Origin of the sequence: Kribbella sp. NPDC050281 (assembly GCF_040655855.1) — a bacterium.
Taxonomy (GTDB): Bacteria; Actinomycetota; Actinomycetes; order Propionibacteriales; family Kribbellaceae; genus Kribbella.
Genome location: NZ_JBFAKS010000027.1, coordinates 58,702 through 81,294, shown reverse-complemented (window position 1 = coordinate 81,294; position 22,593 = coordinate 58,702). Strand labels below are relative to the sequence as shown.

The window sequence follows — 22,593 nt, the reverse complement described above, 5'->3', positions numbered from 1 at the left end:
CCCAGTCTGTCATTACCCTGGCCAGATGCGGCCGGACCTCGATACCTGGATCCTCGACCTGGACAACACCTTGTACCCGGCGGACTCCGCACTCGCCGCGCAACTCACGCACGGCATCCTGTCGACCGTTGCAGGTTTCTACGGCACCGACCTCATCGGCGCCCGGCGGATCCAGGCCGAACTGGTCGCGCAGTACGGCACCTCACTGCGCGGTGCGATGATCACGCGCGCCATCGACCCGCACGAGTTCCTCGGTTTCGAGCGGCGGATCGACTATTCGGTGCTCACCCCGGACGCGACTCTTGCCACCGCATTGCAGGCGCTGCCTGGGCGTCGGTTCGTCTACACGAACGGCTCGGTCTACCACGCCGAGCAGGCGCTCGATCGCCTCGGGCTGACGACCCACTTCGACGGCGTCTTCGACATCCTGGCCGGCGACCTGATCCCGAAGCCGTATCCGGAGAGCCTCGACGCGTTCCTGACCCGCTTCGCGATCGACCCCACCCGGGCGGCCATGGTCGACGATCTCGAGGTCAACCTCACCCTTCCGCACGAGCGCGGGATGACGACCGTGTGGATGTCGGGCGAGCCGTTCGCGGACGGGACGCCGTACCGGCGGATCGCGTCCCGGCGGTGGCACGCATGGGATCTGCCGGCGCTTCTCCGGTCCATGGTCGCGCCCGCTGACATCTGACGAGTTGGCGTTGCCTCGCCGTACGACCCCCGTTAACCGGGCGATGTGACCGCGAGTGGTCTGAGGACTTACGCTGCACACCTGAGTCTGCGGGGACAGGGGAGGTAGCGAATGGCAGCCACCGACAAGGCGTTGGCCGGCCTGCGTCAGATGATCGCATCAGGCCAGCTCGGGCCGGGGGCGAAGTTCCCGCCGGAGCCGGAGCTGTGCGACCACCTCGGCGTATCCCGCAGCTCGTTGCGTGAGGCGGCGCGTTCGCTGGCGGCGCTTGGCGTGATTGAGTCCCGGCATGGCTCGGGCACGTACGTGTCGGCGCTGGATCCGGCGGAGATCATCAGCCGGTTCTCGTTGTCGGTCGAGCTGATCCCACTGGAGGGGGTGCTCGAGTTGTTGGAGGTACGGCGGGTGCTCGAGGCGCACGCCACCGCCGCGGCGGCCGCGCGGCAGGATCCGGAGCTGGCCGCGCATCTCAGCGACATCCTCGATCGGCTCGAGTCGACCACTGACTCGATCGAGATCCAGCAGCTCGACGCCGAGTTCCACGGCGCGATCTGTACGGCGGGCGGCAACCCGACCGTCACCGCGCTGACCGGCGTGATCCGCGGCCGCGGCGGTCACTACCGCATCTTCGAGCCGGGCGAGGACTTCGCGGCGATCAAGCAGACCAGCGACCGCGGCCACCGCGCCATCCTCGCCGCCATCGCCCGCCGCGACCCCTCGGCCGCCGCCACCGCCGCCTCCGCCCACATAGCCCAGACCGAGCTCTGGCTCCGAGCCCTCCGCCCCGACCCCAAGGTCGAGATCCCCGCCGACTGACAGAAATTTGCTCCCGCCTGTCGACATCTTGCGCAGATCTACATACCCTCCAGGCAATTCGTCCGGAGGGGATCCGCCAATGTCCCGATCACACCTGCGCACCCTGGCTGTCGTACTGACGACCGCCATTCTCGCCGCCGTCCTCACCACCCCAGCGATCGCCACCAGCCCAGCTCCTCACATCACCCGAGCCGGCCTCGACCCCACCCTCGTCGCCGGTCGCGGCGCGCAGGTCCCGTTCCTCGAGCAAGAGGCCGAGAACGCCTACTTCACCGGCGAGAAGATCGGCCCGAGCCGCGAGGCGTACACCCTGCCGGCCGAGGCCTCCGGACGCACCGCCGTACGCCTGCAACCCAAGCAGTACGTCGAATTCACCCTGACTCGACCCGCCAACGCGCTGACCCTTCGCTACAGCATCCCGGACACACCGACCGGCGGCGGCCTCCGCGCCCCACTGGACGTCACCGTCAACGGCAAACACAAGCGCACGATGACACTCACGTCGGAGTACGCCTGGCTGTACGGGATGTATCTGTTCTCCAACGACCCGAACGTCGACCCGATCCCCGGCTGGTGGAAGCCCGAACCGGACCCGGTCGCCAAGCCGTTCCGCCCGAACCACTTCTACGACGAACAACGGCTCCTGCTCGACCACACCTACCAGGCCGGCGACCGCGTCCGATTCGCCGTACCGCGGAACACCCCAGCCGCCTGGTACGTCGTGGACCTGGCCGACTTCGAGCTCGTCGAAGCACCGCTCAAGCAACCGCCCCGATCCCTTTCGGTGCGGCTGTTCGGCGCCGACCCCACCGGCCGGTACGACGCGGCGCCCGCCATCGAACGCACCATCGCAGTGGCGAAGCGCCTCGGTCTATCGGTCTTCATCCCGCCGGGCACCTACCAGGTCAACCGGCACATCGTCGTCGACCAGGTCACCGTCCGCGGCGCCGGCAACTGGTGGACGATCATCAAAGGCAAGGTCCTGCCACTCGATGAACCCGCGCCCGACAAGTCCGTGCACAGCGCCCCGGGCTTCTACGGGAAGTACGCCGGCGACGGCGGCAGCACCGGCGTACACCTGTCCGGCTTCGCGATCGAGAGCGACGTACGGGAACGCATCGACACCGACCAGGTGAACGGGATCGGCGGCGCGATCGGCGGCGGCTCGACGATCGAGAACCTGTACCTGCACCACACCAAGGTCGGCATCTGGCTGGACGGACCGATGGACGGCCTCCTGATCCGGAACAACATCATCACCGACGCCATCGCCGACGGGATGAACCTGCACCTCGGCGTATCGAACGTCCGGGCGACCAACAACTTCGTCCGCAACAGCGGCGACGACGGCCTGGCGATGTGGTCCGAGTCGAACCCTGACGGCCTGGTCAACCACGACAACGTGTACGACCACAACACCGTCCAGACGCCGGTGCTCGCCAACAACATCGCCATCTACGGCGGGCGCGACAACACGGTCACCGACAACCTGGTCGCCGACCCGATCCGCGAGGGCAGCACCTTGCACGCCGGCTCGCGATTCAACGCGACGCCCTTCGAGGGGACGCTGCGGTTCGCACGGAACACCACGGTTCGGGGTGGTCCGCGCGACCTCAACTGGGATCTCGGCCTCGGCGCGATCTGGCTGTACGCCTTGCAATCGACCATGTCCGGCACGATCGAGATCACCGACAGCTCGTTCCTCGACTCGACCTACAACGCGATGATGTTCGTCGTCGACTGGCCGGTGAAGGACGACTACGCGATCACAAACGTTGCCGTGCGCAACATCAAGGTCGACGGCACCGGGACGAACGTGGTGAACGCCAGGGTCGGCGGCTGGGCGACGTTCGAGAATGTCGACGCGCGGAATGTCGGCGCTCCGTTCGTCAACAACTGCGGCACGTTCCACTTCGACGGTCCGCCGGAGTTCGACGTACGTCTGCTGGCCGGGAACGACGGCGGGTGGTCCGGCGCGACCTGGTGCGAGGACCGGCCTACCGTCGTACCGCCTCCGCCACCCTCGGCGTGGAACTGACCCGCTGCCGGAAGGCCAGCGTCAGCACGATCGCCCCGGCGAGAGTGAAGCAGGCGGCTACCACGGCGGCGGTGTGCATCGCGTGCAGGAAGGCGTCGTTCGCGGCGCCGACCAGATCCGGGCGATGGATGACTCCGGCCGCGTGTCGCGTGGCCTCGGCGGACACCGAGGCCGCGTCCCGCGCGTCGGCCGGCAGATCGGTCAGCGACGGGGCGATCGCGTGCTGGTACGTCGACGACACGATCGTGCCGAGTACGGCGACACCGAGAACACTGCCGACCTGGCGGATCGCATTGTTGACCGCCGACCCCGCACCGATGCGATCCATCGGCAGAGTCGCGATCACGGCCGCCGTCGTGGGCGCCACGGTCGCACCGATCGCCAGCCCGGCCAGAGCGCCGACCACACCGATCCACACCAGGGAGGTGTCGACCAGATAGGTGAGGTTGAGCGCGTGACACAGCGCGAACGCGGCCAACGCCGTACCGCAGACCTTCGCGACACCGAAGCGGCCGGCCAGCCGGGCCCCGAGGGGTGAGCCCAGTACGACGCCTGCTGCGCTGGGCAACGACATCAGACCGGCGGACAGCGCACTCATGCCACGCGCACCCTGCAGATAGAAGGCGAGATAGAAGCTCTGACCAGTCAGCGTCAGGAACACTCCGGCGAGCACGAGGTTGCCGGCCGCGAAGCGGCGGTTGCGGAACAGCCGCGGATCGAAGCTCGGCTCGTGCTCACGCCACTCCGAGTAGAGGAATCCGGCCAGCAGGACCATACCGGCGGCGATGCTCGCCCACACCTGCCAGCGACTCCAGCCGCCTTGGTGGCCGCCCTCGATCAGACCGTAGGACAAGCCGAGCAGGCCGAGAGTCGACAGGCCGAGACCGAGCGGGTCGAGCCGGCGTCGCTGCGGGCTTCTGGGGTTCGGGAGGACGAGACGGGCGCCGAGCAGACCGGCCGCGACGATCGGCAGGTTGATCAGGAACACCGATCCCCACCAGAAGTGGTCGATCAGCAGGCCACCGAGCACAGGACCGACGGCCACACCCAGACCGGCTGCCGACGACCAGACGGCGATCGCACCAGCACGCCGCTCGGGCGGGAAGGTCCAACCGATGATGGCCATCGACGTCGGCCCGAGGAGCGCGCCGCCGAGGCCCATGGTGGCGCGGGCGATGATCAGCGAGGTCGGACTGTCCGCCCAGGCCGCCCACGCTGATGAGGCGCCGAACACGACCAGACCGAGCATCAGGACAGTCCGGTGGCCGTAGCGGTCGCCGAGGGCGCCGGCCGCGAAGAGTGCGGTGGCGAAGAGCAGTGAGTAGATGCCGATCGCCCATTGCAGTTGGCCCGGCGTGGCACCGAGACCTTCGACGGGGTCGGCGAGCCGTTCGAGGGCGATGCCCAGAACGGTGGAGTCGATCCAGATGAGAAGGGACGAGACGACAAGGATCGTGAGGATGCGGCGTTGCCGCGCGGGCTCGATCGAGGACACGAAGTCTCCTATGATTGACAGGACCCTGACGAGGATTTCGAGTTTCTCCCGATTGTCAGGAACCTGTCAATCATATTTATCGGCAGAATTGGGTTCATGGACCTCGACGACCCGACCGGCTGCGTGACCTTCCTCGTCCGGCACGCCTGGCTGAGCATGCGCTCCGCGCTCGCCGACGCCCTCGACGAGCACGGGCTGTCCGTGCAGCAGTACGGCGTACTCGTGCTGGTCTCGAAGGTGCCGGGACGGACCGTCGCCGAGGTCGGCCGCGAGGTGGGTACGGCGCGTCAGTCCGCGAACGAACTGATCAGCGGAATGGAGCGCGCCGGGCTGCTCGAACGGCGGCCGAACCCGAAGGACCGGCGGACCCAGCAGGTCCACCTCACCCCGGGCGGCGAGCAACGCCTGATCGACGTGGGTCCGGCCGTCCGTAAGGTCGAGGAGGACCTGGAGGCGTCGTTCAGTGATGCCGACCGCGCGGCCGCGCGCGCCTGGCTGCACCACATGGTCGAGAACGCGGGCTAGCGGCCGCTGCGGACCAGGAGCCGTTCGAACTCGGTCGACGCCGTCAGATCGGTCGGCGGCCGGAAGCCCTCCTCCGCGAAGGACTCACCGAGCATCCTGGTCAGCCCGGAGTGCGCCAGCGCGACGGTCGCGTCGTCGTACCTGATCGATCGGCCGAGGCCGGTGGCGAGATCCCAGCTGTGGATGACGGTCTCGGCGACGAGTTCCTCGACGAGGTGCTCGACCGGGGTTTCGCCGCGGTACGGCATCTCGATCGTGGCCGGGGCTTGGCTGAGGCGGGTGACCAGGTCGGCTTCTCGGAGGTCGCGGGCCGGGTCGTCCGTGAGGGTGTAGGTGGGCGATCCGTCGGCGAGGGGCGGCTCGTGCCCGATCGCGCAGGCCGCGAAGACCTGTTGCCAACCGATGACGTGCTCCAGGAGGCGGCGTACGTCGTACTCGCCGCACGGCGTGGGCCGCGTCAGGTCCGAGGGGCTGAGGCGGTCGAGCAGTTCCTGCGTGATGTGTACGGCGTTCGCCAGGAGGGTCAGCCGCTCGTCGTTCCGCACAGCACGATCTTGCCGCGTGGAGGGGGTTAGGGTCGGGGCATGCGCGAACACGCTGTGCGGTTGGACGGGCTCGGGACGACGATCTTCGCCGAGATGTCGGCGCTCGCGGTGGCGACCGGATCGGTGAACCTCGGGCAGGGATTCCCCGACGCCGACGGGCCCGACTCGCTGCTGGAGGATGCGATCGCGGCGATCCGGGCCGGCGCGAACCAGTACCCGCCGGCGCGCGGCGTCCCCGCGTTGCGGCAGGCGATCGTCGACCACCAGAAGCGGTTCTACGACTTGTCGTACGACCCGGACACCCAGGTCCTCGTCACCACCGGCGCCACCGAGGCGGTCGCGGCCGCGCTGCTCGCGTTCGTCGAACCGGGCGACGAGGTGATCGCGCTCGAGCCGTACTACGACTCGTACGCCGCAGGGATCGCGTTCGCCGGCGGCCGCCGCGTGCCGGTCACGCTGCGCGCCCCCGACTACCGCCTCGACCTGGACGAACTCCGCGCTGCCGTCACGCCGCGCACGAAGGTGCTGCTGATCAACTCGCCGCACAACCCGACCGGCACCGTTCTCACCGACGACGAACTCCGCGGCATCTGCGCGGTCGCGATCGAACACGACCTGGTCGTCATCACCGACGAGGTCTACGAACACCTCGTGTACGACGGCCTACGGCACACACCACTGGCGTCGTACGACGGAATGGCCGAGCGGACCGTGTCGATCAGCAGCGCCGGCAAGACGTTCTCGGTGACCGGATGGAAGATCGGCTGGGTCACCGGTGCGCCTTCGGTCGTGACCGCGGTGACGACCGCGAAGCAGTTCCTCACCTTCACCTCCGGCGCGCCGTTCCAGCCGGCCGTCGCCAACGCGCTTGCCCTGGGCAACGAGTACTTCGACGCCCTGCGCGCCGACCTGCAGTCGCGCCGCGACCTGCTCTGCGACGGCCTCGCCGCCCTCGGCTTCGAGGTCCACCGCCCGGCCGGCACCTACTTCGTCACCACCGACATCCGCCCACTGGGCCACACCGACGGCATCGCCTTCTGCCGCATGCTCCCCGAACGCGTCGGCGTCGTCGCCATCCCCCACCAGGTCTTCTACGACAACCCGGCCCCCGGCCGCCCCCTCGTCCGCTGGGCCTTCTGCAAACAACCCGAAGTCCTCAAAGAAGCCCTAACCCGCCTCCAAAACCTCTGAACCGGATCCCGCATGACATCTGGTGTTGCGGTGTGACACACTGTCATCAGCTCACGAGCGCTGCTCGATCGAGAAGTGAGGCTGGGAACCCCTCCGGATGGTGGGACCCAGCCTTCGCGTTTTCTAGCGCACCACAACGTCGTGCCGAGTGAGGATCTCCTCCAACGGCAGCACCCAGCGCGGTTCCCCCAAGCTGGCAGCAGTCACCGCGCCCGCGATCGCGTCCGGAATCCAGAGCACCGGGTCGTCCTTCGGCCGCGCGAACCTGACCACGAGGCTGTCCGGCACCAGCCCCTTCCGGCGGGCGCTGTCGATCAGTCTGATGTCCCGGCGGTCGGGTACCGCGGATCGCGATTCCATCCACACGTCACCGACTCCGAAGACCGCAAGCTCGTGAAGCAACCTCTCGAGGCAGCAGCGTCGTGCGCGTTCCTGCTTCGGGCCCAGCATCGGCGACCCGACGACCACGACGGCGGCCAGGTCCAAGCTCGCGATGAATGTAGTGACCGCGTCCCGGCGTTTGGGCGACTCGTTGGCCCAATGAAGTCGCCCGGTACGTCCGAGCGTAAGCGCCCGCAATCGGTCTCTGACCTCAGGGCAGGCGGCGAGATCGGCGACCGCCGCGGCCATCGTGTAGGCCCCGTCCGAACCGGTTCGACCGACAATGACCGATTCGTCGACCCAGGCGGTCAGGGCGAAGTCCGGCGGGAGAGCGGTGTGCACCCACGGATTGTGCAGGAAATGGACGTCTGATCGCGGGCTCTGTCCACAGGTGTTTTGGGGCAGGTCGGGGCAGATCGTCAGGGGAGGAAGCGGGAGAGGGTTTCTGGGTCTCGGGCGACGGCGGTGGTGGTGTCGTCGGCGGTGAGGATGGGGCGTTGGATGAGGATTGGGTGGGTGACCATCGCTTCGATCCAGGCGGGGCGGTTGGCGGCGTCTCGGGGGAGGTCGCGGAGCGGTTTGGCGTCGGGTTCGTTGTGGCGGACCAGGTCCCAGGGCTCGAGGTTGAGGCGGGCCAGGACCTCAGTCAGTTCGGCCGCGGTGGGCGGGTCGTCGAGGTAGCGGCGGACCGTGTAGGTGACGCCGGCCTCGTCGAGGGCCTTGGTGGCGGTGCGGCACTTGGAACAGGCCGGGTTGATCCAGATCTCCACGGATGAATTCCTTCGGGGGTGGGGCGTGGACGCGTCAGCGGTGGTGGAACCAGAGCTTGGTCGGCTGCTGGAGCATCAGGAACAGCAGTGTGCCGTGAATCGCCAGCCCGAGGATGCCGCTGGGCAGCGCAACCACTCCACCCACGATGCCGATCGCAGCGACCACGATCAGCATGACTCGGGCCCACGCTCGGCGCTTCCGGACGAAGATCGCCGGCAGGATGTAGACGAAGGCGCAGATCACCGCCGCCGCCACGGCGACGCCCTGCGCATCCTTCGTGCCGGTGAGGACCTCGGAGATCTGCTCACCTGCGGAGGTCAGCGCCAGACCGGCGAGCAGGATGCTCATCACGCCCAGGCCGAGCGAGATGACCGCGGCGATCGTGACCTGCTTGGGCGGAGCCACCGGCGCGTACGCCGTCGGGCCCGCGCCGTACACACCGCCGTACGCTCCCGGCCGATCGCCGTACGCACCAGGTTGGTCACCGTACGGCGTCCCGCCAGGCGATGGCGGACCCGCTACATCTCCGGGTGAGCCGAAGACACCGCGATACGGACCGGGCCCGTGCTCGGCCCGTCCCGGCTCGTCGCCCTGCTGCTCGGTCATGCGCTGAAGACTTCCTTCCACCATCCCCCACCCTGATCCTCGCAGATCGCCCAAAACCTGTTGCCCATCAACGGAGCCGAAGGTGATGGTGGCCGTGTGGATGCTGCCGAATTCGAGCTGCGGAGTGGTGTCGATCCGGGACTCGAGGAGGACCTGGTCGACCGACTGGTCGAGTACAACAAGGAACGGTCCGCGGTGGTCCGGGAGCGGTTCGAGCCGGCGAACCTCAAGTCCGAACCGGTGCACGTGTTCGCCCTCGCACCTGACGGATCACTCCTCGGCGGCTGTGCGGGCCGGGTGGAGCGGAGCTGGCACTGGCTCACGATCGACACGATGTGGGTCGACGCGAACGCCAGAGGCCAAGGCATCGGGACCGCCCTGCTGGAGGCGATCGAGGCGCAAGGCCGAGCGCGCGGTTGCCGGTGGGCCGACGTCACCACCTTCGATTTCCAGGCGCCGGACTTCTACCGCAAGGCCGGGTACGAGCAGTACGGCGTCAAACGCGACTACCCACCCGGACACACAAACCACTTCCTCCGCAAGAACCTCTAGGACTCGCTGAGTGTGATGTCGAGGTGGGGGAAGGTCAGGTGGTTGCGTAGATCGGCTGGCGTGAGTGAGGCGAAGGCTGGGGCGTGGAAGTGGACTGAGGTTCCCGTGGTGCCGTCGGAGTCGACGGGGTCCAGGTCAGTCACCGGTACGCCGTAATCGTAGCGCTGGGTCCACGAGCCGTTGAGGCGGCGGTTGGTGTGGGTGAGGCGATCGCTCAAGGCGGCGACCACTGACATGCCGCGGCGCGGGTGGCCGTCGGGGAGGAGCGGCGCGGCCGGGTCCTCGAAGAAGCGAAGGTCCTGCGTGGCCATGACCGGCTTCTTGATCGGTCGGCCGTGCTCGTCGACCCGGGTGTCCGTCCCGCGCCCGTCGTCCGTGATGGTGATCGAGCCGTCGGCGTGGAGCGTGACTGTGCAGACACCTCGCCGGCCGGCGGATTCGGCCTCGTCGTCAGGGTAGGCAACGACCTCCAGCACGAGGTGGAGCAGACCGCCGGGCGCGTACCGCTCGATGTCGCCGCGGATCTGGGTCAGGTGGTCCCGATCCACCGATTCGGCCCAGTCGTGTGTGGTGTTCACCCAGTCAGCCCGTGTCACCGCACCATTCTCTCCGATTCCTTTGCCGCCGTCCCATGGTCTACACGGGTGAGACGAAACTCCTGGAAGGAGAATCATGCGCAGGATCATCGCGTCGGCCTTGATGACGTTCGACGGTGTGGCCGAGGACCCCGGAGGTTTCGGCGGGGCACCGTTCGGGGGGTGGGCCGGGCCGTACTTCGGTGACGAGGCTGTACGGCGGTCGACGGAGAAGCTGTCGAGCTGTGACTACTTCCTCTGCGGCCGACGTACCTATCAGATGTTCTCCGCCGCGTGGGGGAACGCCGAAGGCCCGTACGCCGAGGCGCTGAACCGCATCCCGAAACTGGTGGCCTCCACAACGCTCACCGGCGAACTCACCTGGAACGCGTCGCTGCTGGAAGGAGACGCGATCGACGCACTGAAGCGGATCAAGGCGGAGCCCGGCAAGGACATCATCATGTACGGCAACCCGACGCTCCTGCAGAGCCTGCTCCGCAACGGACTCGTCGACCAGTTGGACATCATGGTGCATCCGCTCATCCTCGGCACCGGCGCTCGCCTGTTCCCGGACGGCGCACCCCGCACCGAGCTCGAGTTCGTCAGTCAGACCACGCTGTCGAGCGGCGTCATCGCTGTGACCTACAAGCCCGCCTGAGCAAACAAAAGCTGGGCCGGCACACGGCCGGCCCAGCTTCGGGCGGGATCACGCAGGACTGACGTCCAGGGCGTCCTTCGCCTCGTTCAGGGTGACGTTGACGGTGTCACCATCGCGGACAGTGCCGTTGAGCAGACTCCGGGCCAGCTCGTCACCGATGGCGGACTGCACCAACCGGCGGAGCGGACGAGCGCCGTACACCGGGTCGTAGCCGGTCATCGCCAGCCACTCCATCGCGCCCTCGTCGACCTCCAGGGTGATCCGGCGATCGGCCAGACGGCGCTGCAACGCCTTGATCTGCAGGGCGACGATCTGGGTCAGCTCCTCGCTGCCGAGCGCATCGAACAGCACGATCTCGTCCAGCCGGTTGATGAACTCCGGCTTGAACGACTGCCGCACGACCGCCATCACCTGGTCGCGCTTGGCCTTGTCGTCCAGCCCCAGGTCCGCCAGGTACGCCGACCCCAGGTTGCTGGTCAGGATCAGGATCACGTTGCGGAAGTCGACCGTGCGACCCTGGCCGTCGGTCAGCCGACCGTCGTCCAGCACCTGCAGCAGGATGTCGAAGACCTCGGGATGCGCCTTCTCCACCTCGTCGAGCAGGATCACCGAGTACGGACGGCGGCGGACAGCCTCGGTGAGCTGGCCACCCTCCTCGTACCCGACGTAGCCGGGCGGGGCACCGACCAGCCGCGCGACGCTGTGCTTCTCGCCGTACTCCGACATGTCGATCCGGACCATCGCGCGCTCGTCGTCGAACAGGAAGTCCGCGAGCGCCTTGGCCAGCTCGGTCTTACCCACACCGGTCGGACCCAGGAACAGGAACGAACCGGTCGGCCGGTCCGGGTCGGAGATGCCCGCGCGAGCACGCCGTACGGCGTCACTCACGGCCTTGACCGCCTCGCGCTGGCCGATCAGCCGGCGCCCCAGCTCGTCCTCCATCCGGAGCAGCTTGCCGGTCTCGCCCTCGAGCAGCCGGCCGGTCGGGATGCCGGTCCACATCGCGATCACCTCGGCGATCTCGGTCGGGCCGACCTCCTCGTTGACCATCGCGTCCGGTCCCTCGGCGACCTCGGGCTCCTCCGACGCGCTCTCCAGCTCCTTGGTCAGCTCGGGGATCTCGCCGTACAGGATCCGGGAGGCAGTCTCGAAGTCGCCGTCGCGTTGCGCCCGCTCGGCCTGGCCGCGGAGCTCGTCGATGCGCTCCTTGACCTCACCGATGCGGTTCAGGCCGGACTTCTCCTTCTCCCAGCGGGCCTCGAGTGCACGCAGTTCCTCCTCGCGGTCGGCGAGGTCGGCGCGCAGCCGCCCGAGTCGCTCCTGGCTGGACGGGTCCTCCTCGCGCGACAGCGCGAGCTCCTCCATCTTCAGCCGGTCGACAGTACGCCGGAGCGAGTCGATCTCGACCGGGGACGAGTCGATCTCCATCCGCAGCCGGGACGCGGCCTCGTCGACCAGGTCGATGGCCTTGTCCGGCAGCTGGCGGCCGCTGATGTAGCGGTGCGACAGGGTGGCCGCGGCCACCAGGGCGGAGTCGGAGATGGCGACCTTGTGGTGCGCCTCGTAGCGCTCCTTCAGACCGCGCAGGATCGCGATCGAGTCCTCGACCGACGGCTCACCGACGAACACCTGCTGGAAGCGTCGCTCCAGCGCCGGGTCCTTCTCGATCCGGGTCCGGTACTCGTCCAGGGTGGTGGCGCCGATCATCCGGAGCTCGCCACGAGCCAGCATCGGCTTCAGCATGTTGCCGGCATCCATCGAGCTGTCGCCGGTCGCACCGGCGCCGACGACGGTGTGCAACTCGTCGATGAAGGTGATGATCTGGCCGTCGGAGTCCTTGATCTCGGTCAGTACGGCCTTCAGTCGCTCCTCGAACTCACCGCGGTACTTCGCGCCGGCGACCATCGCGCCCAGGTCGAGGCTGATCAGGCGCCGGCCGCGCAGCGACTCGGGCACGTCACCGGCCACGATCCGCTGGGCCAGGCCCTCGACGACGGCGGTCTTGCCGACGCCGGGCTCACCGATCAGGACCGGGTTGTTCTTGGTACGCCGGGACAGCACCTGGACGACCCGGCGGATCTCGGAGTCACGTCCGATCACCGGGTCGAGCTTGCCCTCCTTGGCCCGCTCGGTCAGGTCGACGCCGTACTTCTCCAGCGTCTTGGTGGTGCCCTCGGCCTCCGGGGAGGTGATCCGGCGGTTGCCACGCATCTGGTCGAACGCCTGCAGCAGCGCGTCCGCGGTGACCCCGAGCGCGGTCTTGGCGTTGCCCTCGACGGTGGCCAGCGCGATCAGCAGGTGCTCGGTGGAGACGTACTCGTCCCCGAGCCCGAGAGCCCGCTGCTCCGCCTGGCTCAACACGTCGCTGGTCTTCGGCGACAGGCTCGGCGCCTGCACGCTGCCACCGCTCGCCTTCGGCAGGCGGCTCAGCTGCTCGGCGGTCCGGCGGCGTACCGCGTCGAGGTCACCGCCGGCGGCCTCGAGCAGGCCGACGGTCGTCCCCTCGGGCTGCGCCAGCAGCGCGGACAGCAGATGAATCGGTTCGACGGTCGGATTGCCCGCCGAGGAGGTCTGGCGGATCGCGACCGACAGGGTTTCCCGGGCCAGCGTCGTCAACCGCTGAACGTCCATATGGGTTCCAGCCTTTCAAGCTCAAGCAACAGCAAACACTGGGTACAACCTATCCAAACTTGAGTCCATTCCACTCAACTCTGGGAAATCCCGGGGAAATCTCAGGGTCGGGGCAGAACCTTCGGCCTCGGCACGGCGTCCTCCGTCGTGGAAACCCTTTGCCCGTCCCGCCTCGGAGGCCCTCCCTTGCGAAGACATCGCTGGACCATTCCACTCCTCTGCGTAGCCGTCGCCCTCGGCGGCACCGTCGCCTTGCCCGCGAGCGCCGGGCCGGTCCCTGGGACCGCAGCGACCACCACCCGCATCACGCTGATCACGGGCGATCGCATCCAGGTCACCCAGTACGCCGGACGCCCTCCGGCGATCGTGTTCGAGCCGGACCGCCACAGCAGCTCCGACTCCGCCATCACCACGCTGTCCGGCGGCCACACGTACGTCGTACCGACGGCAGCCGCTGCGGATGTGATCAGCGGCAAGCTCGACCGGACCCTGTTCGACGTCACCACCTTGATCGCGGAGCAGCGTGACGACGCCCACTCGTCCACGATGCCGGTGATCGTCCACTACGCGGGCTCCGAGGCCACCGCGACGGCGCGCGCCAAGAAGGCAACGATCCCGGGAGCGGCCAGGACCAGGACGCTCGACAGCATCGGCGCACGTGCTGCGGCGATCACCAAGACCGAGGCCACCACCTTCTGGAAGAACCCGCAGGTCGAGCGCGTCACGCTGGACCGCAAGGTCAAGGTCAGCCTGGACCAGAGCGTGCCGCAGATCGGCGCGCCGGCGGCCTGGGAGCGTGGCCTGACCGGCAAGGGCTCGAAGATCGCCATCCTGGACACCGGCATCGACGCCGGGCACCCGGATGTCGCCGGCCGCATCGCGGCAGCGCAGAACTTCACTCCCACCGAGGACGCCGGCGACCACTACGGCCACGGCACGCACGTCGCCAGCATCGCGGCCGGAAACGGCGCGGCGTCGGGTGGCAAGTACAAGGGCGTCGCCCCCGAAGCCACACTGCTGAACGGCAAGGTCCTCGACGACTACGGCAGCGGTGAGTTCTCCGGGATCATCGCCGGGATGGAATGGGCCACCGCGCAGGGCGCGGATGTGGTCAACCTCAGCCTGGGCGGCCAGGAGCCGAGTGACGGCACGGACGATCTGTCCCAGGCGGTGAACCGGCTCAGCCGCGACACCGGGACCCTCTTCGTCGTTGCTGCAGGCAACTGCTTCGCAGCTGAGCCCGCCACCGTCACCTCCCCCGCGGCGGCCGACGACGCGCTGGCCGTCGGCAACCTGCTGCGCGACGGTTCGGTCAGCGACAGGTCCTGCCGCGGCCCGAGGTACGGCGACGGCGCACTGAAGCCGGAGATCTCGGCACCGGGCACCGACATCGTCGCAGCCCGCGCTGCCGGGACCAGCCTCGGTGAGCCAGTCGACGACCACTACACCAAGCTGAGCGGCACCTCGATGGCCACGCCACATGTGGCCGGTACGGCGGCTCTGCTCGCGCAAGCACATCCGGATTGGTCGTTCAGCCAGCTCCGCGAACGCCTGATCTCCACTGCGGATCCGCAGCCGAACAACACCGTCGCCGAGCAGGGCGCCGGCCGAGTAGACGCGGACCAGGCCACCGACACCGGCCTGACGGTGGACTCCGGTGAGCTGGAGCTCGGCCGCCTCAGCTGGCCCTACCCGGCTGACGACGAGGTCAGCCGCGTCCTGACCTACCGCAACCCCACGAGTACGGCGGTCTCCCTGCAGCTGACTGCCGGTCCGGCCACCATCAAGCTCAGCGCCGACCACCTCACCGTCCCGGCCAACGGCGAAGCCACAGTGACAGTCACCGCCAACCGCGCTGCCGCTGGACCGGGCACCTTCTCCGGCCGGATCAGCGCCACCGCCGAAGGTACGGACCCCATCGTCACGACGTACGGCTGGTACACGGAGCCCGAGCTCTACAACCTGACCGTCAAGGGCATCACCCGCACCGGCGGACCCGGCGCCGGTCAGGTCGCGATCAGCAGACTCGACGGCGATCCGGTCAACATCCCCGGCGGCGTGATCATGCAGAACGGCACTGCTACCGCCCGGCTCGCACCGGGCAAGTACGAGGCAAGTGTGATGTTCTTCAGCGAAGCGACCGACACAGAGCTGGAGCACTTCGACCTGGCTGTCGGGCCAGAGGCGAACCTCACCAAGGACGCTACGGTCACCCTCGATGCGCGGCGCGGCAAGCCAGTGGACCTGAAGGTCAAGGGCCAGTCGGGTCTGACGGCCCGCGAGCGCGGTGCGGTCTACACCCGGTTCAACACCGCCGGGATTCCCACCGGCGGCAACTCCATCAGCACCACCGGCGCACCGCGGGTCTTCACCGCCACTCCGGTCGGCAAGCCGGCTACGGGGACCAGTGAGTTCGCCACCGCGTCGCGACTGGAGGTTCCGCCGTACCGGATCACTGCCGGCAAGGACCAGTACGCCGTACTCGACTACTACTTCGGTCCGCGGTTCACCGGGGTGAAGGACCTCCAGGTCAGCCAAGACCCGCAGGACGTGCGCGGGAAGCTTGCGGTGATCAAGTTCAAGGACGAGGACTGGAACGGGAAGCTGGTCAAGGCCGCCCAGGACGCGGGCGCAGCGGCTGCACTGCTCTACAACCCCGATGTGCCAGGCGACAACGGGGTCAACGGCTTCTGGGCGACCGGCGAAGGTGAGGCGGCCACCATCCCTGCGATGCGCACCTCTCGGGAGACGGTCCGTCGCCTGCTCGAGCACCAGGGCACGGTCCGGATCGCCGGACAGGCTGCGACGCCGTACGTCTACGACCTGGCGATCCCCTGGCGGAACCAGGTGCCCGCCAACCCGACGGTCACGGCACAGCCCGACCAGTTCGCCCGGGTCGACGAGGTGTTCGGGTCGCACACGGACGGCATGCCCACCTCGGAGACCCGGTACGCGACCACGCCTGCGGGCTTCATCTTCGGTGGGTGGCTCGCACCGACGTTCAGTACTCCGGCCCGGCGTACGTCGTACATCCTCGGCAACGACCAGATCCGCTGGTCGAGCACACTGGCGCTCAACAACGGCGGAGACCAGCTGATGGGCGCGTCCAGCACCGAGCGCGTCTACCGCGCGGGTCAGCACACATCGGCGCGCTGGGTCGCACCGGTGCAGAACTCCGGTCTCCCGGTGGCCGCGACGCCACTTGCCGGAGTACAACGTATGGACGGTGGACTGTCCGTCGTGATCAACCCGTATCGGCACGGATCGGACGAGATGGGTGACATCGACTTCGGTGGCACGGTGCTGACGGTGGAGCGCGATGGTCTCGTGGTCGCGTCGGAGCCGGCCTCCGCACTGTGGGCCGACGTGCCGGCTGACAGCGCCGACTACAAGATCACGATGGATACCGCACGGGAGCACGAGTTCTGGAAGTACTCGACCCGGGTGCAGTCCGAGTGGACATTCCGCTCGCAGGGCGGTGAGGACGAGGTCATGCCGCTCGTCCTGGCCGACCTGGATGCGCCGGCCGCGGATCCGCTCAGCAGGGTGCCGTCCGGCAAGCCCACTGAGATCCGACTCGGTCTGAGACACCAGGCCGGCTCCCAGACGGCGAAGTTCAAGACCGTCCAGCTGGAGCTGTCGTACGACGGTCAGCAGTGGACCCGTCTGCCGTTGAAGCAGACCGGTTCGGCGCAGTACACGACGACTGTCACGGGCACGCAGTCACCGTCGTTCCGCATCACGGCTGTTGATGCCAAGGGCAACAAGCTGGTCCAGGAGATCACCAAGGCCTACGGCCTGAAGTAGTGCGAATGGGGGTGGCTCGCGGCCACCCCCATTCATCGCTGCCCGGCTACTGGTTCACTTGCCGAACTCGGCCGCGCGGATGCGATACACCTGGAGCGTCAGGTCGTAGTACTTCTCGGTCTCGCCGACCCACACCATCCCGAGCCGGGCGGCGGTCGCGATGGCACGCCTGTTGTTCGGGCGGGCGACGGCGAACAGTTCGTCGGTCGAGCCGTCCTTGAACGCCCACCGCATCAACGCGCGACTGGCCTCGGTCGCGTACCCGTTGCCCCAGGCACTCGGCCGCAACTGCCAGCCGATCTCGAGATCCTCCTCGTACGGCGGCAGCAGCCGGATCAGCAGGCCACCGACGACCTCGCCGTCGTCGCGGCGGGTGATCGCCCACCGGCCGGCCGGTGGGACGAAGTTCGGCTGGGCCTCGATCCAGGCCTGCAGGATCATGCGCATGGTGGCCACGTCGGTCACCTTGTCGATGGCCGGCGACAGCCAGGGCGCCACGTCGGGCGAGCCGTAGATCTCGAGCGCGGCGTCGGCGTCGTCTTCTTCCCAGTCCCGGATCAGCAGCCGGTCCGTCTGCAGGCTCAGCGTCACCCCGCCAGGGTATGCCGCCGGGCCAAGGGAAACGAGGGTCGCGGGTGACCGGTAGATGAACGCGAGCAGCCCCCGGACCGGCCGGGGGCTGCTGCTGCGATCGAGCCGCAGGGCGGTCCTGGAACGGACCACCCTGCGGGGGCCGAAGGGTGCTGGGGGAGCACACCTTCGGCGGTGGAGGCGTCGGGGGGACGACGGCCTCCACGGACCGGAGGCTCCGAGGGGGGAGTCGGAACACCTCCGGTGGTCGGAGGGGGTCAGCGGCTGACCCGTGGCCGGGTGGCGGCGCCGGTCAGCGCGGTCCCAGCTCGAGCGGCTGGGTCCGGATCCATCGGGTCGTGGTCTGCTGCCGGCCCATGGCGATCACGTCGCCGGCCGGGCCGGCCGAGAAGACCCGGCTGCTGCTGCTCTGCCGGGACACACCCACACCCCGCTGGACTTCTGCCAGTAGCTGGTTGACCCGCTTGCGCAGGTCCTCCACTTCGGACTGTAGCGCGAGAATGTGCCGAATTCCCGCCAGGTTGACGCCCTCTTCCTGGGACAGGTGCTGGACATAGCGCAGCTTCGCCACGTCGTACGCCGAGTACCGCCGGCCCCGGCCTGACGCCCGGCTCGGCGTGACCAAGCCGAGCCGGTCGTACTGGCGCAGGGTCTGCGGGTGCATGCCGGCCAGCTGGGCCGCCACCGAGATCACATAGATCGGGGTGCGGTCGTCCCAGGTCGGCACCTGGCTGAACGGGAGGCCCATCAGGAACTCCCGAACAGCCCGGCCCGCAGGTCAGGGTGTTCCGAGGCCGAGTTGAACTCCTGCAGCTTGGCGCGCTGCTCCTCGGTCAGTTCGTGCGGCACCTGCACCTCGATGGTGAGCAGCAGGTCGCCCTTCGTACCGTCCCGCCGGACCGAGCCCTTGCCACGGACGCGCAGCTTGCTGCCGTTCGCCGTACCAGCAGGGATCCGGACCGTGACGGGCATACCGTCCAGGGTCGGCACCTTGATCTCGGCACCCAGTGCCGCCTCGGTGAAGCTCACCGGGACGTTCAGCGTCAGGTGCTCGCCCTGGCGGCCGAAGATCCGGTGGGTGTGCACGTGCACGGTGACGTAGAGGTCGCCCGCGGGGCCACCTCGCTCGCCGGCCGCGCCCTTGCCCTTCAGCCGGATCCGCTGACCGTCCTGCACGCCCGCCGGGATGCGGACCTGCATGGTCTTGCTCGACTGGCCTCGGCCGGAACCGTGGCACGTCTCGCACGGCTGGTCGACGACCAGGCCGCGGCCCTTGCACTCGGTGCACGGCTCGGTCATGGCGAACACGCCGCCCTGGACCGAGGTCTGCATGCCCGTGCCTTCGCACTTCAGGCAGACCTTCGGCACGGTGCCGTACTTCGCGCCGGTACCGCGGCAGGTCTTGCACGGCTCGTCACTGGTCATCCGCAACGCCACGGTGACACCGTTCACGGCCTCGGCGAACTCGATCGACGCCTCGGTCTCGATGTCGGCACCGCGCCGCGGCCGCGCCGTCGACGAGGTGGTCGTGGTCCGGCCGCCACCGCCGAACATGCCGCCCAGGATGTCGCCGAGGCCACCACCGCTGCCTCCGCTGCCGCCGCGGTTGAACAGGTCGCCGACGTCGAAGTTGAACCCGCCGCCGCCCTGTCCGCTGCCACCAGGCATCCGGAAGCCGCCGCTGCCGAACAGCCGGCGTGCCTCGTCGTACTCCTTGCGCTTCTTCGGGTCGCCGACGACGTCGTACGCCTCGGAGACCTCCTTGAACTTGGCCTCGGCGCTGGCGTCCCCGGCGTTGGAGTCGGGGTGGTACTTGCGCGCCAGCTTGCGGTAGGCCTTCTTGATCTCATCGGCCTCGGCGGTCTTGGAGACGCCGAGAACCTTGTAGAAGTCCTTCTCGAGCCAGTCCTTCGTGCTCATCCGACGCCTCCCCTCCAGCCGTGTCGCCTACTCCGCGGACTTGTCCGCGGCCTGGTCGTCATCTGCACTCTCCACCGGTACGCCGTCCTGCGCGGCGTCACCAGGTAGTTGCTCGGTCGGTTCCGAGACGGCCACCCGGGCCGCCCGCAGGACCCGCTCCCCGAGGCGGTAACCCGGCTGCATGACCATCGTCGCGGTCGGGCCGTCCACCTCGTCGGAGTAGTTGTGCAGCAGGGCCTCGTGGATGCGCGGGTCGAAGGTGTCACCCGTCTCGCCGAACCGCACCAGGCCGAGCTTCTCGGTGACCCGCTCCAGCGACTCCGAGACCGCCTTGAACGCGCCCTCGAGTTCGCCGGCCTCGCGGGCCCGGCCGATGTCGTCCAGGATCCCGAGCAACTCGGTCAGCACCGTGCCGATGACGAGCTCGCGGCTCGCCTCGCGGTCCCGGTCCACCCGGCGTTTGTAGTTGACGTACTCGGCCTGCAGTCGCTGCAGGTCCGCCGTACGCTCGGCGAGCGCCTCGGTCAACAGAGCCTCCTGGGCAGACGGGCCGATCAAGTCCGAGGGATCCCGCGGCGGCTGCGCGCCCGGGGTGCCCGGCATGCCCGGCTGGGGGCCCGGTGCGGGAGCCTCGGAAGGCTCCCGCAGCGCGCCGGTGTCCGAGTCGATCCGGCGCTTGTCCCGGACGACGGGCTCGCCGTCGCCGAACTCGCTGCCAGTCGGTCGATCCGTCACTTGTCCTCCGTCTTGTCCTGCGGCCGGTCCTCGTCCACGATCTCGGCGTCGACGACGTCGTCGTCGTTGCTGCTGCTGCTGCTCGCCGAGTCGTCCGCCGTCGCGCTCTCCTCGGAGCCGCCGCCGGCAGCCTGGGCGTTCGCGTACATCGCGGCGCCCATCTTCTGGCTGGACTGGGCGAGCTTCTCCGACGCGGCCTTGATCGCGTCGGCGTCCTCACCCTCGAGGGCCTTCTTCAGCTCGGCGACGCCGTCCTTGACCTCGGTCTTGACGTCGTCGGGGACCTTGTCCTCGTTCTCGGACAGGAACTTCTCGGTCTGGTAGACCAGCCCCTCGGCCTGGTTGCGGCTCTCCACCGCCTCGCGGCGCTGGCGGTCCTCCTCGGCGTACTGCTCGGCGTCGCGGACCATCTTGTCGATGTCGTCCTTCGGCAGCGCGGAACCGCCGGTGACGGTCATCCGCTGCTCCTTGCCGGTGGCCAGGTCCTTGGCGTTGACGTGCACGATGCCGTTCGCGTCGATGTCGAAGGTGACCTCGATCTGCGGCACGTTGCGCGGCGCCGGCGGCAGGCCGGTCAGCTCGAAGTTGCCGAGCGACTTGTTGTCGCGCGCCATCTCCCGCTCGCCCTGGTAGACCTGGATCATCACCGACGGCTGGTTGTCCTCGGCCGTGGTGAAGATCTCCGAGCCCTTGGTCGGGATCGTGGTGTTGCGCTCGATGATCTTGGTGAACACGCCACCCTTGGTCTCGATCCCCAGGCTCAGCGGGGTCACGTCGAGCAGCAGGACGTCCTTGACCTCACCCTTCAGCACACCGGCCTGCAGGGAGGCGCCGACGGCCACGACCTCGTCCGGGTTCACGCCCTTGTTCGGGTCCTTGCCACCGGTCAGCTCCTTGACCAGGTCGGCCACCGCGGGCATCCGGGTCGAACCGCCGACCAGGATGACGTGGTCGATCTTCGACACGTCGATGCCGGCGTCCTTGATGACGGCCTTGAACGGGGCGCGGGCGCGCTCCAGCAGGTCGTTGCTCATCTTCTGGAACTCGGCCCGGGAGAGCTTCTCCTCCAGGTGCAGCGGGCCCGACTCGGTCAGGCTCAGGTACGGCAGGTGGATGGTGGTCTCGGCCGCGGCGGACAGCTCGATCTTGGCCTTCTCGGCGGCCTCGGTGAGGCGCTGCATGGCCATCTTGTCGCCGGACAGGTCGGTGCCGTTCTTGTTCTTGAACTGGGTCACCAGCCACTGGACGATCCGGGCGTCCCAGTCGTCACCACCGAGGTGGTTGTCACCGCTGGTCGCCTTCACCTCGAAGACGCCGTCGCCGATCTCCAGCAGCGACACGTCGAACGTGCCACCACCGAGGTCGAAGACCAGGATGGTCTGCTCGGTGCCCTTGTCGAGGCCGTAGGCCAGCGCGGCCGCGGTCGGCTCGTTGACGATCCGGTGCACCTTCAGACCGGCGATCTCGCCGGCCTCCTTGGTCGCCTGGCGCTGCGCGTCGGAGAAGTACGCCGGCACGGTGATGACCGCGTCCGTGACCTGCTCCCCGAGGTACGCCTCGGCGTCCCGCTTCAGCTTCTGCAGCACGAACGCGCTGATCTGCTGCGGGGTGAACTTCTTGCCGTCGATGTTCACGCTCCAGTCCTCGCCCATGTGGCGCTTGACGGAGCGGATGGTGCGGTCGACGTTCGTGGTGGCCTGGCGCTTCGCCACCTCGCCGACCAGGACCTCGCCGTTCTTGGCGAAAGCCACCACCGAGGGCGTCGTGCGCGCTCCCTCGGCGTTGGGGATGACGGTGGGCTCGCCACCTTCCAGTACGGCGATGACGGAGTTCGTCGTACCGAGATCGATACCGACCGCGCGGGCCATGTGCTTACCTCCACACTGAGTGAGTCCGGGGGACGACCCCCGCAACCCCCGGAAACTTGAGTGATGCAGACTCAATGTTGCCGTTCGACCGCCTCGGATTCAAATCCGTGACCGAACAAACTTGAGTACACCTGGCTCAACATTGCACAACCCGTGGGTCATTCCCAAGACGAGCCCCGATTTTCCGGGTCACG

The 22,593-nt window shown here is 68.4% G+C and carries 20 protein-coding genes; 8 read left to right on the top strand and 12 right to left on the bottom strand.

From position 1 onward, the window contains the following. Positions 1-25 precede the first annotated feature (25 nt). The 3 genes from AB0I34_RS27060 (at position 26) to AB0I34_RS27050 (ending at position 3,548) form a co-directional block, all read left to right on the top strand. Positions 26-694: a pyrimidine 5'-nucleotidase gene (locus AB0I34_RS27060; protein ID WP_360450086.1), complete on the top strand. Its 669-nt coding sequence runs from the start codon at positions 26-28 to the stop codon at positions 692-694. A 111-nt stretch (positions 695-805) separates the two neighbouring features. Then, a complete protein-coding gene (locus AB0I34_RS27055; protein ID WP_360450083.1) occupies positions 806-1,510 on the top strand; it encodes an FCD domain-containing protein in 705 nt (234 codons plus the stop codon). A 79-nt stretch (positions 1,511-1,589) separates the two neighbouring features. Then, positions 1,590-3,548, top strand: a complete 1,959-nt coding sequence (locus AB0I34_RS27050) for a glycosyl hydrolase family 28-related protein (protein ID WP_360450080.1) — start codon at positions 1,590-1,592, stop codon at positions 3,546-3,548. On the opposite strand, the gene AB0I34_RS27045 is transcribed toward AB0I34_RS27050, so the two are convergent. Beyond that, positions 3,508-5,043 (bottom strand): MFS transporter, encoded by a 1,536-nt coding sequence (locus tag AB0I34_RS27045; RefSeq protein ID WP_360450077.1) that lies wholly within the window; start codon positions 5,041-5,043, stop codon positions 3,508-3,510. The two genes, AB0I34_RS27050 and AB0I34_RS27045, sit on opposite strands and share 41 nt — an antisense overlap. Positions 5,044-5,139: 96 nt before the next feature. Between AB0I34_RS27045 and AB0I34_RS27040 the strand changes: the two genes are divergently transcribed. After that, positions 5,140-5,568: a MarR family winged helix-turn-helix transcriptional regulator gene (locus AB0I34_RS27040; RefSeq protein WP_360450074.1), complete on the top strand. Its 429-nt coding sequence runs from the start codon at positions 5,140-5,142 to the stop codon at positions 5,566-5,568. Here AB0I34_RS27040 and AB0I34_RS27035 read toward each other — a convergent pair. Then, positions 5,565-6,113: a maleylpyruvate isomerase family mycothiol-dependent enzyme gene (locus AB0I34_RS27035; RefSeq protein ID WP_360450071.1), complete on the bottom strand. Its 549-nt coding sequence runs from the start codon at positions 6,111-6,113 to the stop codon at positions 5,565-5,567. The genes AB0I34_RS27040 and AB0I34_RS27035 overlap by 4 nt on opposite strands. A 39-nt stretch (positions 6,114-6,152) precedes the next feature. Here AB0I34_RS27035 and AB0I34_RS27030 point away from each other — a divergent pair, with 39 nt between their 5' ends. Further along, positions 6,153-7,304, top strand: a complete 1,152-nt coding sequence (locus AB0I34_RS27030; RefSeq protein ID WP_360450068.1) for a pyridoxal phosphate-dependent aminotransferase — start codon at positions 6,153-6,155, stop codon at positions 7,302-7,304. Positions 7,305-7,427: 123 nt separating this feature from the next. Here AB0I34_RS27030 and AB0I34_RS27025 read toward each other — a convergent pair whose 3' ends face one another. The 3 genes from AB0I34_RS27025 to AB0I34_RS27015 all read right to left on the bottom strand — a co-directional run bounded on the left by AB0I34_RS27025 (position 7,428) and on the right by AB0I34_RS27015 (position 9,062). Further along, on the bottom strand, positions 7,428-8,027 hold the full coding sequence (locus tag AB0I34_RS27025) for a hypothetical protein (RefSeq protein WP_360450066.1): 600 nt from the start codon (positions 8,025-8,027) through the stop codon (positions 7,428-7,430). A gap of 77 nt (positions 8,028-8,104) precedes the next feature. Further along, positions 8,105-8,455: an ArsC/Spx/MgsR family protein gene (locus AB0I34_RS27020; RefSeq protein ID WP_360450064.1), complete on the bottom strand. Its 351-nt coding sequence runs from the start codon at positions 8,453-8,455 to the stop codon at positions 8,105-8,107. Positions 8,456-8,489: 34 nt separating this feature from the next. Continuing rightward, on the bottom strand, positions 8,490-9,062 hold the full coding sequence (locus AB0I34_RS27015; protein ID WP_360450062.1) for a hypothetical protein: 573 nt from the start codon (positions 9,060-9,062) through the stop codon (positions 8,490-8,492). Positions 9,063-9,158: 96 nt separating this feature from the next. Here AB0I34_RS27015 and AB0I34_RS27010 point away from each other — a divergent pair, with 96 nt between their 5' ends. Continuing rightward, positions 9,159-9,614, top strand: coding sequence for a GNAT family N-acetyltransferase (locus AB0I34_RS27010; RefSeq protein WP_360450059.1), 456 nt, complete (start codon positions 9,159-9,161; stop codon positions 9,612-9,614). On the opposite strand, the gene AB0I34_RS27005 is transcribed toward AB0I34_RS27010, so the two are convergent. Further along, positions 9,611-10,210, bottom strand: coding sequence for a hypothetical protein (locus AB0I34_RS27005; protein ID WP_360450057.1), 600 nt, complete (start codon positions 10,208-10,210; stop codon positions 9,611-9,613). The two genes, AB0I34_RS27010 and AB0I34_RS27005, sit on opposite strands and share 4 nt — an antisense overlap. A gap of 76 nt (positions 10,211-10,286) precedes the next feature. Here AB0I34_RS27005 and AB0I34_RS27000 point away from each other — a divergent pair, with 76 nt between their 5' ends. Continuing rightward, positions 10,287-10,847 carry a dihydrofolate reductase family protein gene (locus AB0I34_RS27000; protein WP_360450054.1) on the top strand — a complete coding sequence of 187 codons (561 nt, stop codon included), beginning with the start codon at positions 10,287-10,289 and terminating at the stop codon, positions 10,845-10,847. A 48-nt stretch (positions 10,848-10,895) separates the two neighbouring features. On the opposite strand, the gene clpB is transcribed toward AB0I34_RS27000, so the two are convergent. Further along, positions 10,896-13,478, bottom strand: coding sequence for an ATP-dependent chaperone ClpB (gene clpB / locus AB0I34_RS26995; protein ID WP_360450051.1), 2,583 nt, complete (start codon positions 13,476-13,478; stop codon positions 10,896-10,898). Positions 13,479-13,664: 186 nt separating this feature from the next. Between clpB and AB0I34_RS26990 the strand changes: the two genes are divergently transcribed. Continuing rightward, the gene (locus AB0I34_RS26990; RefSeq protein WP_360450048.1) at positions 13,665-17,285 is read left to right on the top strand and encodes a S8 family serine peptidase; all 3,621 of its coding nucleotides are present in this window, start codon (positions 13,665-13,667) and stop codon (positions 17,283-17,285) included. A gap of 54 nt (positions 17,286-17,339) precedes the next feature. Here the strand turns inward: AB0I34_RS26990 and AB0I34_RS26985 are convergent, their stop codons facing one another. From AB0I34_RS26985 to dnaK, 5 genes are all read right to left on the bottom strand, one after another. Continuing rightward, positions 17,340-17,876, bottom strand: a complete 537-nt coding sequence (locus tag AB0I34_RS26985; protein ID WP_360450045.1) for a GNAT family N-acetyltransferase — start codon at positions 17,874-17,876, stop codon at positions 17,340-17,342. Positions 17,877-18,168: 292 nt separating this feature from the next. Then, positions 18,169-18,624 (bottom strand): helix-turn-helix transcriptional regulator, encoded by a 456-nt coding sequence (locus AB0I34_RS26980; protein WP_131363688.1) that lies wholly within the window; start codon positions 18,622-18,624, stop codon positions 18,169-18,171. Continuing rightward, positions 18,624-19,796, bottom strand: coding sequence for a molecular chaperone DnaJ (gene dnaJ, locus AB0I34_RS26975; RefSeq protein ID WP_131363687.1), 1,173 nt, complete (start codon positions 19,794-19,796; stop codon positions 18,624-18,626). Before dnaJ ends, AB0I34_RS26980 begins: the two co-directional genes overlap by 1 nt. A 27-nt stretch (positions 19,797-19,823) precedes the next feature. After that, on the bottom strand, positions 19,824-20,531 hold the full coding sequence (gene grpE, locus AB0I34_RS26970; protein ID WP_360450042.1) for a nucleotide exchange factor GrpE: 708 nt from the start codon (positions 20,529-20,531) through the stop codon (positions 19,824-19,826). Continuing rightward, on the bottom strand, positions 20,528-22,399 hold the full coding sequence (dnaK, locus tag AB0I34_RS26965) for a molecular chaperone DnaK (protein WP_360450039.1): 1,872 nt from the start codon (positions 22,397-22,399) through the stop codon (positions 20,528-20,530). Before dnaK ends, grpE begins: the two co-directional genes overlap by 4 nt. Positions 22,400-22,593 lie beyond the last annotated feature (194 nt).

What these genes read in the sequence shown, in the direction of transcription:
- AB0I34_RS27060 (WP_360450086.1), top strand. Translation starts at nt 26, where the DNA reads ATGCGGCCGGACCTCGATACCTGGATCCTCGACCTGGACAACACCTTG.
- AB0I34_RS27030 (WP_360450068.1), top strand. Translation starts at nt 6,153, where the DNA reads ATGCGCGAACACGCTGTGCGGTTGGACGGGCTCGGGACGACGATCTTC.
- AB0I34_RS27055 (WP_360450083.1), top strand. Translation starts at nt 806, where the DNA reads ATGGCAGCCACCGACAAGGCGTTGGCCGGCCTGCGTCAGATGATCGCA.
- AB0I34_RS27000 (WP_360450054.1), top strand. Translation starts at nt 10,287, where the DNA reads ATGCGCAGGATCATCGCGTCGGCCTTGATGACGTTCGACGGTGTGGCC.
- AB0I34_RS27015 (WP_360450062.1), bottom strand. Translation starts at nt 9,062, where the DNA reads ATGACCGAGCAGCAGGGCGACGAGCCGGGACGGGCCGAGCACGGGCCC.
- AB0I34_RS27040 (WP_360450074.1), top strand. Translation starts at nt 5,140, where the DNA reads ATGGACCTCGACGACCCGACCGGCTGCGTGACCTTCCTCGTCCGGCAC.
- AB0I34_RS27050 (WP_360450080.1), top strand. Translation starts at nt 1,590, where the DNA reads ATGTCCCGATCACACCTGCGCACCCTGGCTGTCGTACTGACGACCGCC.
- clpB (WP_360450051.1), bottom strand. Translation starts at nt 13,478, where the DNA reads ATGGACGTTCAGCGGTTGACGACGCTGGCCCGGGAAACCCTGTCGGTC.
- AB0I34_RS26980 (WP_131363688.1), bottom strand. Translation starts at nt 18,624, where the DNA reads ATGGGCCTCCCGTTCAGCCAGGTGCCGACCTGGGACGACCGCACCCCG.
- dnaJ (WP_131363687.1), bottom strand. Translation starts at nt 19,796, where the DNA reads ATGAGCACGAAGGACTGGCTCGAGAAGGACTTCTACAAGGTTCTCGGC.
- dnaK (WP_360450039.1), bottom strand. Translation starts at nt 22,399, where the DNA reads ATGGCCCGCGCGGTCGGTATCGATCTCGGTACGACGAACTCCGTCATC.